Genomic DNA, 9,964 nt, shown 5'->3' with positions numbered 1-9,964 from the left:
GTGCCCGCCCTTCGCGCGTCAGGACCCGTTGGTCACGCCTCGCGCCCAGCCCACCAGGTCAGCAGCTCCTCGCGAGCGACGTCCTCGCCGAGCGGTCCACGGTCCAGGCGCAGCTCCAGCAGGAACTTGTAGGCCTGCCCCACCTCGGGGCCCGGCGAGATGCCCAGGACCTCCATGATCTGCTGCCCGTCGAGGTCGGGGCGGATCGATGCCAGCTCCTCCTCCCCACGGAGTCGCTCGATGCGCTGCTCGAGGTCCGTGTACGCGTCGGAGAGCCGTTGCGCCTTGCGCTTGTTGCGCGTGGTCGAGTCCGCGCGCGTCAGGCGGTGGAGGCGCTCCAGGAGCGGCCCGGCGTCCGTCACGTAGCGACGCACCGCGGAGTCGGTCCACTCCCCCTCGCCATAGCCGTGGAAGCGAAGGTGGAGCTCGACGAGCCGGGCCACCTGCTTCACGGTGTCCTTGTCGTAGCGCAGCTCCTTGAGACGCTTCGCCGCGAGCTTGGCACCCACGACCTCGTGGTGGTGGAAGCTCACGCCGCCGCCCGACTCGAACCGGCGCGTGGCCGGCTTGCCGATGTCGTGCAGGAGCGACGCGAGACGCAGGACGAGGTCCGGGCCCGGCACCGCGCCGTCGGGCCCGGTCTCCTGGGCGATCGCCTGCTCCAGCACCGTGAGCGAGTGCTGGTAGACGTCCTTGTGCCGGTGGTGCTCGTCGATCTCGAGGCGCAGCGCCGGGAGCTCAGGCAGGACGTGGTCGGCCAGACCCGTCTCGACGAGGACCTCGAGACCCTTGCGCGGTTCGTCGGACAGCAACAGCTTGGTCAGCTCGTCCCGGACACGCTCGGCCGAGACGATCTCGATGCGCGAGGCCATGTCGACGATCGCCGCGTGCGTCGCGGGCTCGACCTCGAACCCGAGCTGGGCCGCGAAGCGCGCCGCCCGCATCATGCGCAACGGGTCGTCGTCGAACGAGCGCTCCGGGGCGATCGGGGTGCGCAGGACACCGATCGCGAGGTCGCCGAGCCCGTCGTGCGGGTCGACGAACAGCATCTCCGGGACCCGGACCGCCATGGCGTTGACCGTGAAGTCGCGCCGCGACAGGTCACCGACCAGGGTGTCGCCGAACGCGACGAGCGGCTTGCGCGACGCGGGGTCGTACTCGTCCGTGCGGTACGTCGTGACCTCGACGACCAGCTCCCCCACGCCCCGCGGGCTCCCCTTCGGTGCGAAGCGCTTGGCCCCGATCGTGCCGAACTCCTTGCCGATGTCCCAGTGCGCGTCGCCCCAGGCCGCGAGCAGCGCCTGGGTCTGGTCCGGGTCCGCCGACGTGGCGAAGTCGAGGTCGTTGCTCGCTCTCCCCAGGAACGCGTCCCGGACCGGACCGCCGACGAGTGCCAGCTCGTGGCCGGCCGCACGGAACAGCTCGCCCAGCTCGATCGCGGCGGGCGCCATCTCGGTCAGCACTGCCAGCGCACGCCGGAGGAGCTCGAGCTGTTCGGGCGTCGTCGGCACCCCGCGAGACCCCTCGGCGGGCAGCGCGACGGGGTCGGGGACGGGAGAGTTCTGGGAAGGAGTCGGCACGACATCCAAGCGTGCCAGATCAGGCGCGGACTCCACACTCGGTAATGTTGGGTCATGTCCACCCCAGCGCACTCTCCGGACCATCGCGGTGTACCTGCACCGCCCGGTGGTCACGCGCTGCGGAGAGACCCGGAGGCCCACAGGGACCCCGTCCTGTCGCCAGGGCCGCCTCCCCCGCTGCCCGTCGTCGAGGAGATCTCCGCAGGTGGGCTCGTCGTCGACACGTTCGAGGGCCTGTTCCGCGCCGCGGTCATCGCCCGCCGCAACCGCGGGGGTCGGCTCGAGTGGTGCCTGCCGAAGGGGCACCTCGAAGGTGAGGAGACCCCGGAGGAGGCCGCCGTCCGGGAGATCGCCGAGGAGACGGGGATCACGGGATCGGTCCAGACGCCGCTCGGGATCATCGACTACTGGTTCACGGGCGAGGACCGCCGTGTGCACAAGGTGGTCCACCACTTCCTGCTCCGGGCGACCGGCGGGCGGCTGACCGTCGAGGGCGACCCCGACGGCGAGGCCGAGGACGTCGCCTGGATCCCGTTCGACGAGCTGGCTGATCGCCTGTCCTACCCCAACGAGCGACGGCTCGCCGCGGTCGCCCACGACGTCCTCCGGGGGCGACGCACGAACGCCCACTTCCGGGGTACCGTGACTCGCACCGTCGTCCGTACCAGCCGGCCGGCACCCGACGACCCACGGAACCCGACCGACCACCCATGAGCTTTCACTTCCCCGGTGGCGCGCGCCGCGCCTCGACGCGCCGTCCCGCCGCGCGCGACCCGCTCTCGTCCCAGGGCGCCCCGGCGCACGGCACCCCCCGGTCGTCGACGAACGCCACCCGACGAGCGGCCCGCTCGCGCACGCGCGCTCTTCTCACCCCCCTGTTCGTCCTCGGGCTCGCCGTCCTGCCGTCGGCCGCCGCCGCTGTGACGCCCACGGCCCTGTCCGCGGCGGGCGACGTCAGGACCGCGCCCCTCGGGACGGGCCGCGTCACCGCGGACACGGACCCGACGGCCTCGTCCGCCGAGGCGGCTGCGGTCTCGACGACGCTCGTCTCGATGTCACCGACCACGGTCGGGCCCGGTGACACGCTCACGGTCGTCGCGCGGATCCACAACGGCACCCAGGACACGCTCGAGAGCCCGCGGGCCACGCTCGGAGTCAACTGGCGTGCCGTCGGTACCCGGTCGGCGCTCGACGCATGGGCCGAGGCCCCCACGTCGCAGCAGGTCGCCGGGCGCATGACCGTGGAGAACCTGGATCCTCTCGCCCCCGGCCAGGACACCACCGTCACGTTCTCCGTCGCGGCCGACGACCTCAACCTCGCGCCCGGTTCGGTATGGGGCCCTCGTCCCCTCTCCGTCACCGTCGAGGACGGCGGTGAACGCCTCGACGTCCTGCGCACGTTCTTCCTGTGGGGAGAGTCGCCGGCTCCCCTCCCGGTCAAGGTCAGCCTGATCGCGCCCGTGACCGGTCCCGCCCTGGGACTCTCTGCGACGACCGGCGACGCCGGGGCGCCGGGCACGACGAGCGTCGATGTCCACGCCGTGGACGAGGCGGTCGATGCCGACCGGCGCCTGGGTCGACTCGTGTCCGCGACGGCCGACGTCCCGGACATCGCGTGGGCGATCGACCCCGCGGTCCTCGCTGCCGCCGAGACGTCCACGGTCCCCGCCTCCCAGGCGTGGGCGACGCTCGTGCGCGAGGGGACCGCCGCACGCACCGTCTTCGGCCTGCGCCCCTACGACCCGGACCCCGCCGCCTACGCCCAGGTGGGCGCCACCCTTCCCGCGACGACGACCGCGCTCCCGGGCGGCGTCTCCCTCGACCCGGCCTGGCGGACCGACCTCACCTATCCGTCCGACGACCTGCTCGACCAGCGAACCGTCCGCACGAGCGTCCAGTCGGGTTCACCACTCGTGGTCGTCCGGGGCGACGGGCTCGCCCCGGAGAGCTCGGTGAACCACACCCCGACCGGCCTCGCCACCGTCGCGACGGACGCGGGCCCTGCGACCGCCCTGGTCGCCGACCCCCAGCTCACCGAGGTCTTCACGAAAGCCACCAGCTTCGACCGGGACGCCGACGACCTGTCCGCGGCCGACGCGACGCAGCGACTCCTGGCCGACCTCGCGGTCGTCGCCTCCGAGCGCCCCACCGAGGCCCGCCATCTCGTCGTCGCGCTCCCCCGCTCGTGGGACCCGGACGCCGCCGCGCTCTCGGCGGTCCTCGGAGCCTTCCACGGGGCGAGCTGGGTGGACGTCGCCTCCATCGACGACCTCCTCTCGTCGCCCGTGCCGGACGTCGCGAGGACCTCGCTCCCCGGGGCCGGGGTCACCGAAGGAACCCTGCCGGCCGCCGAGATGAACGCGCTCGAGCGCGCCCGCACCGAGGTCGCCGACTTCGCGACGATCGCCGCCGACCCCGCACCGGTCGTCCAGGGCGCGGAGCCCGCCCTCGTGGTCCCCTCCGCGATCGCCTACCGGTCGCTTCCTGACGAACGGACAGAGGCGGTGGACACCGCGGTCGAGGGCGCGGCCATGGTCCGGTCGTCGGTGTCCGTCGTCCCCCGTGGGCTCGACGTCATGCTGATCAACACGTCGGGCAATCTCCCCGTCAGGGTGCGCAACACGCTCGACCAGCCCGTCACCGTCCAGGTGGCCCTGCGGCCCGACAACGGCCTCCTCAAGGTCGTCTCGTTCCCCGCCGGCCCGGTTCCCGCCGGGGCCGAGGTCGACTTCAAGGTTCCCGTCCGGGCCATCGGCAGCGGCGACGTGAGCGTCTCGGTCGAGCTCCTCAGCGTCCCCGCCGGCACCGTCGTCTCACCACCGTCTGAGTTCGTCGTGCAGGTACGGGCCGAGTGGGAGAACACCGGGACCGCGATCTTCGCCGGTCTCGTCGCGCTCCTCATGATCGGCGGCATCTGGCGCACGATCCGACGTGGCCGGTCGCCGCGCCGCGTCGCCGAGCTGACCCCCGCGACAGGCGTCCCGGGAGCTCAGGGCGGCGCGACGCCGTCGGGCCGCTCGACAGGTCACGACGGGTGAAGCACGCCCGACCCGCCGGCGCTCCTCGGACCCGCCGTACCAGCCCAGGAACCACGCCGGCACCCGTCGACGCCGGTCGTGAGACCGCCGACGCTCCCGAGGAATCGGCGCCTGCCGCGACCCCCGCGAAGAGCAGCCTCGGCCGGAGCTCGGCGCTCATGGCCTCCGGAACCGCGGTCTCCCGCATCCTGGGGCTCGTCCGCAACGTCCTGCTCGTCACCGCGATCGGGACCACGGGCTTGGCCGCGGACGCGTTCGACGTCGCCAACAAGATCCCCAACGTCCTCTTCGCGATCCTCGCAGGGGGTGTCCTCAACGCGGTCCTCGTCCCGCAGATCGTCCGCGCGTACCGCTCCAAGAACCCCCAGGAGCGCCTCGACAAGCTGCTGACCCTCTCCGGGGTCCTGCTCCTCGGGCTGAGCCTGATCCTCACCGCGGGCGCCGCGGTGATCGTCACGCTCTACACCGACGGGTGGGGGTCGGCGCAGTTCTCGCTCGCCGTCGCGTTCGCGTTCTGGTGCACCCCACAGCTCTTCTTCTACGGTCTGTACACGCTGCTCGGTCAGGTCCTCAACGCGCGCGGGCAGTTCGGCCCGTTCATGTGGGCCCCGGTCGTCAACAACATCGTCTCGATCGTCGGGTTCGGCGCCTTCATCGCGATCTACGGGCCCTACGCGACCGGCGCGGCCGACGACCTCGGGACGTGGGACGGTACCAAGATCGCCGTCCTCGCCGGGACGGCGACCCTCGGCGTCGCCGCCCAGGCGCTCGTCCTGATCCTGCCCCTGTGGCGCGCGGGGTTCCGCTGGCACTTCCGCCTCGGGATGCGCGGGATCGGGCTGCGCTCCGCCGGACAGGTCGCGATCTGGACCTTCGGCGCCGTCATCCTCGAGCAGGTCGGCGTGCTGTTCACGACGCAGTTCGCCTCGAGCGCGCCTGCCGCCGCGCTCCAGCAGGCCTTCGGCGCCTACGCGGGCGACCCCATCGCGAACGGTGTCGTGACCGGCGTCGTCACGGGCGCCCCCGAGGCCTTCGCGGTCGCCGGCAACGCCGCCTACACGCAGGCGCTCATGATCTACCTGCTCCCGCACTCGCTCGTCACGGTGTCGATCGCCACGGCCCTGTTCACCGGGATGAGTGCCGCCGCCGGCGCCGGGGACTTCGCGCGGGTCCGGCACGACCTCTCGCGCGGCGTGCGGACCGTGGGCGTCTTCACGGTGTTCGCCACGGCCGTGTTCGCGATCCTCGCGCTGCCGATCACCAAGCTCCTGCTCATCAACGTGACGGCGGCGAGCGCGGTGGCGGTCAGCCAGATCCTCGTCGCCATGGCGTTCGGACTCGTCCCCCTCGGCGGCATGGTCCTCATGAAGTGGGTGTACTACGCGTACGAGGACGGGAAGACGGTCTTCTGGATCCAGGTCCCCGCGACGCTAGCCCTCGTGGGGATCGCATGGCTCGCGACCCGTACGCTCGCCCCCGTGTGGTGGGTCGTCGGGGTCGGCGCAGCGATGTCGCTGTCGAACGTCGTCGCGGTCCTGCTGCGGACCGCCGGCCTACGGCGCAAGCTGCACGGGCTCGACGCGTTCCGCATCGTGCGGATGCACGTCAAGACCGTGCTCGCCGCGGTGATCAGCGCAGCGGCCGGCTGGGGGGTCCTCCAGCTCTTCGGCGACCTGTACGGACTCTCGTGGCTGCGCGCCGCCGTGGTCACCACGGTCGTCGGGATCGTCATGACCGTCGTGTACGTCGGCGGGCTCAAGGTCATGAGGGTCCGCGAGCTCGACCAGCTCGCCGACCCGTTGCTCCGCAAGCTCGGGCGGCGACGCCCGGCCACGAGATAGAGGACGCCCGTACCATGTGGGGGGAAGATGTCAGCGGCAAGGAAGTTCGAGGTGGGCAGGTGACCGCAGCAGGACCCGGCACGACACTGGTGGGGCGCTACCTGCTGGCCGAACGGCTGGCGAGCGACCTGGTCGACGTCGCCGCCTGGTCCGCGCACGACTCGGTCCTGAACCGTCCCGTGCGGGTCTCGTTGCTCGCCGGTGAGCACGTCGCGGAGGCGATCGACTCGGCGCGGCGCGCTGCGCTCGTCACCGACCCCCGACTGACCCGGGTCCTCGACGTCGGGACCGACGACGGCGTCGCCTACGTCATCACCGAGCCCTTCGCCGGGATCACGCTGTCCGAGGTCGTGGCGGGTGGGATCGTCGATGCCCAGCAGGCGCGCGCGATCGTCGGCGAGGCCGCGGCCGCGCTCGAGGTCGCCCGACGACGCGGCGTCCACCACCTGGCACTGCGTCCCGAGGCCCTGCGGGTCGACGGGGACCGGGTCGTCGTGACGGGCCTCGGGCTCGACGCGGGTATCAGCGGTCAGGACCAGCACGACGCCGACGAGACGTCACGCACCGACACCCTGGGACTGGTCGCGCTGCTCTACTACGCGATGACAGCGCGCTGGGCGGGCACCAGCCTCGACGTCCCGTGGATCAGCCCCGACTCCGTCCACCCCCTGCCTGCGCAGCGCGACGCGACAGGAGTGCTCCCGCTGTCGACGCTCGTGCCCGGAGCGCCGTCCGACCTGTCGGAGCTGTGCGCCAAGGTCTTCGCCGACGCCGAGACCGCCCGTGCTCGAGCCGGCGCGGACCGCGCGACGACGAACGACGACACGCAGGAGTTCGACAGCCTCTCCGCCCCGCCCTCGTCCCCAGCCGACCTGGTGAGTGCGCTCGAGCCGTGGGGCTCGCTGTCCGTGGTCGCCGCACTCCCGACGTTCGTCCAGCCGGCCGCGCCCCCCGCAGCGACGCGCGTCAGCCGACAGTCGATCCGGAGCGCGTTCGACGTACCGCTCTCGACCCCTCCGGGGACTCCCCCGCCCGCGGTCCCGTTCCACCGGCCCGCCACCGGGCGCATCCACCGGGTCCCTCTCGCCGGCTCCTCCCTCCCCGACGGGGCCAGCTACCCCGCTCCCACCTACGCCGACACGCCCGCCGCCTACCAGGCAGCTCCGGCGGAGTCGGCGACAGGGTCCTACCCGACCGCCCCGCCGCCCCCTCCCGTGCCGTCAGCCCCGGTCGGGCTGGCTGAGCACGCTCCGGCCGACGTCCCTGCCCCGCAGGCACAGACGGGTCCCTTCACGACGACGAGCGCGAAGAAGACCAGCGTCAAGACCACCTGGATCATCATGCCGATCGTGCTCCTCCTGGTCGTCGTCGCCGTGATCTGGGGAGTGAAGTCCGGGCTGGGCCAGTTCGGCGCCGTCGTGACCCCGGGCGCCGGGCAGGGGGGATCGGGGACGAACGGCGCCCAGACACCGAGCGAGACGCCGGGCAGCGGCGAGGTCCCGGTGAACACCGAGCCCCTCCCCATCGCCGCAGGCGGCCTGCTGGATCCGGACGTCGCGGACCCGAACGACGTCGGTGAGAAGCCCGAGGCCGTGCCCCTCGCCATCGACGGCGACCCGTCCACGTTCTGGTACACGTACTCGTACAACTCGGCTGCCTTTGGCGGCAACAAGCCGAGGACGGGCTACACCTTCACGCTCGACGACGAGGCGACCGTCCAGCGCATCGTCCTCGACACGAACAACACGGGCGGCCGCGTCGAGGTCCGAGCCATCACGGACGCCGAGCCGACCGGCGGCGACGTCCTCGCATCGGCGGCCTTCTCGGAGAACATCGAGCTCGAGCTCGACCCCGCGACGGAGGGCACCACGTTCGTCCTCTTCATCACGGAGCTCCCGACGAACCCCGAGGGCAAGTTCCGCGTCGAGCTCAACGAGATCACGGTCTACTGATCCCGTGGCTGCGCCCCGACCGGGGCGCAGCCCGTCGCTCGTGCTGACCATCCACAGGCCGACCGGCCGACGGTGCCCTCGGAACAGAACGGCGCCACTCGGCGTTGGACCCGGTGCACCACCCACCACTGAGGAGTACACGTGACGGAACAGACCCCCACGACCGCACCGCGGAACGTCATCATCGTGGGTTCGGGCCCCGCCGGGTACACGGCTGCTGTGTACGCCGCGCGCGCGGGCCTCGAGCCCTTGGTCCTGGCCGGTTCGATCACCGCGGGTGGCGCGCTGATGAACACCACCGAGGTCGAGAACTTCCCCGGCTTCCCCGACGGCATCATGGGCCCCGAGCTCATGGACAACCTGCAGAAGCAGGCCGAGCGCTTCGGCGCCCAGGTCGAGTGGGACGACGCGATCGAGCTCAGCCTCGACGGCCCCGTCAAGACCGTGGTCACCGGCAACGGCGAGACCTACACGGCACGCGCCGTCATCCTGGCGACCGGCTCCGCGTACCGCGAGCTGGGCCTCGACGACGAGAAGCGTCTCTCCGGGCGCGGCGTCTCCTGGTGCGCGACGTGCGACGGCTTCTTCTTCCGCGACCAGCACATCGTGGTCGTCGGCGGTGGGGACTCCGCTGTCGAGGAGGCGACGTTCCTGACCCGCTTCGCGTCCAAGGTGACCATGGTCCACCGTCGTGGCGAGCTCCGCGCCTCGAAGATCATGGCGGACCGCGCCAAGGCCGACCCCAAGATCGAGTTCGCCTGGAACAGCGAGGTCGTCGGGATCCATGGCGAGAACAAGGTCGAGTCCCTGACGCTCCGCGACACGATCACCGGCGAGGAGCGTTCGATCGACGCGACCGGCCTGTTCGTCGCTATCGGGCACGACCCGCGCTCCGAGCTCGTCAAGGGTCAGATCGACCTCGACGACGAGGGGTACATTCAGGTCGTCGGGCGCACGACGGCTACCAACCTCGAGGGTGTCTTCGCGTGCGGCGACGCCGTGGACCACACCTACCGCCAGGCCATCACCGCCGCCGGCTCGGGCTGCTCCGCAGCGCTCGACGCCCAGCGCTACCTGACCGAGCTGGTCGACGCGATCGAGGACGCCGAAGGGCTTCCCGAGATCGCCGGCACGCCCGAGTCCCCCGCCCCCGACGAGCTGCCCCGTGCACTGGAGGAGATCCGATGAGCAACACCGTCAAGGTCACCGACGACACCTTCAAGGCCGAGGTCCTCGAGTCGGACATCCCCGTCATCGTGGACTTCTGGGCCACCTGGTGCGGACCGTGCCTCCAGATCGCCCCGATCCTCGAAGAGCTCGCCGGGGAGTACGCCGGCAAGGTCAAGATCGCCAAGCTCGACTCCGACGAGAACCCCGCGATCACCGCGGCGTACGGCGTGATCTCGATCCCGACGCTCAACTTCTACTCCGGTGGAGAGCTCGTGAAGTCGATCGTCGGGGGGCGGCCCAAGCGCATCCTCGCCGAGGAGATCGACGCGCTGATCGCCTGACGCGCACGACGTCCTCAAGGGGCGGTCGGTCCGGTGGACCGA

At 71.8% G+C, this 9,964-nt stretch carries 7 protein-coding genes; 6 read left to right on the top strand and 1 reads right to left on the bottom strand.

Annotated elements, in window-relative coordinates:
• Window positions 1–32: 32 nt before the first annotated feature.
• Window positions 33–1,451, bottom strand: a complete 1,419-nt coding sequence (locus ACFRCR_RS12900; protein ID WP_377678025.1) for a CCA tRNA nucleotidyltransferase — start codon at window positions 1,449–1,451, stop codon at window positions 33–35.
• Between the two features lie 183 nt (window positions 1,452–1,634).
• Between ACFRCR_RS12900 and ACFRCR_RS12895 the strand changes: the two genes are divergently transcribed.
• From ACFRCR_RS12895 to trxA, 6 genes are all read left to right on the top strand, one after another.
• Entirely contained in the window at window positions 1,635–2,294 is a 660-nt protein-coding gene (locus ACFRCR_RS12895; RefSeq protein ID WP_377678024.1) for an NUDIX hydrolase, read from the top strand.
• Window positions 2,291–4,618, top strand: coding sequence for a DUF6049 family protein (locus ACFRCR_RS12890; protein WP_377678023.1), 2,328 nt, complete (start codon window positions 2,291–2,293; stop codon window positions 4,616–4,618). Before ACFRCR_RS12895 ends, ACFRCR_RS12890 begins: the two co-directional genes overlap by 4 nt.
• A 158-nt stretch (window positions 4,619–4,776) precedes the next feature.
• On the top strand, window positions 4,777–6,459 hold the full coding sequence (gene murJ, locus ACFRCR_RS12885) for a murein biosynthesis integral membrane protein MurJ (RefSeq protein ID WP_377678021.1): 1,683 nt from the start codon (window positions 4,777–4,779) through the stop codon (window positions 6,457–6,459).
• Window positions 6,460–6,518: 59 nt separating this feature from the next.
• Entirely contained in the window at window positions 6,519–8,411 is a 1,893-nt protein-coding gene (locus ACFRCR_RS12880) for a protein kinase family protein (protein ID WP_377678020.1), read from the top strand.
• 141 nt (window positions 8,412–8,552) lie between these two features.
• Window positions 8,553–9,599, top strand: a complete 1,047-nt coding sequence (gene trxB / locus ACFRCR_RS12875; RefSeq protein WP_377678018.1) for a thioredoxin-disulfide reductase — start codon at window positions 8,553–8,555, stop codon at window positions 9,597–9,599.
• Complete coding sequence (trxA, locus tag ACFRCR_RS12870) at window positions 9,596–9,922, top strand: thioredoxin (protein WP_138827001.1); 327 nt, start codon at window positions 9,596–9,598, stop codon at window positions 9,920–9,922. The genes trxB and trxA overlap by 4 nt, the downstream gene beginning before the upstream one ends.
• The last annotated feature ends 42 nt before the right edge of the window (window positions 9,923–9,964 follow it).

This window comes from Oerskovia sp. NPDC056781 (genome assembly GCF_042789955.1).
Taxonomy (GTDB): domain Bacteria; phylum Actinomycetota; class Actinomycetes; order Actinomycetales; family Cellulomonadaceae; genus Oerskovia; species Oerskovia rustica.
Note: the sequence above shows the minus strand (reverse complement) of the source record. Positions and strands in the feature narration are given on the sequence as shown.

Coding starts and splice junctions, on each gene's coding strand:
- ACFRCR_RS12900 (WP_377678025.1), bottom strand. CDS start 1,451: ATGGCGCCCGCCGCGATCGAGCTGGGCGAGCTGTTCCGTGCGGCCGGC.
- ACFRCR_RS12895 (WP_377678024.1), top strand. CDS start 1,635: ATGTCCACCCCAGCGCACTCTCCGGACCATCGCGGTGTACCTGCACCG.
- ACFRCR_RS12890 (WP_377678023.1), top strand. CDS start 2,291: ATGAGCTTTCACTTCCCCGGTGGCGCGCGCCGCGCCTCGACGCGCCGT.
- murJ (WP_377678021.1), top strand. CDS start 4,777: ATGGCCTCCGGAACCGCGGTCTCCCGCATCCTGGGGCTCGTCCGCAAC.
- trxA (WP_138827001.1), top strand. CDS start 9,596: ATGAGCAACACCGTCAAGGTCACCGACGACACCTTCAAGGCCGAGGTC.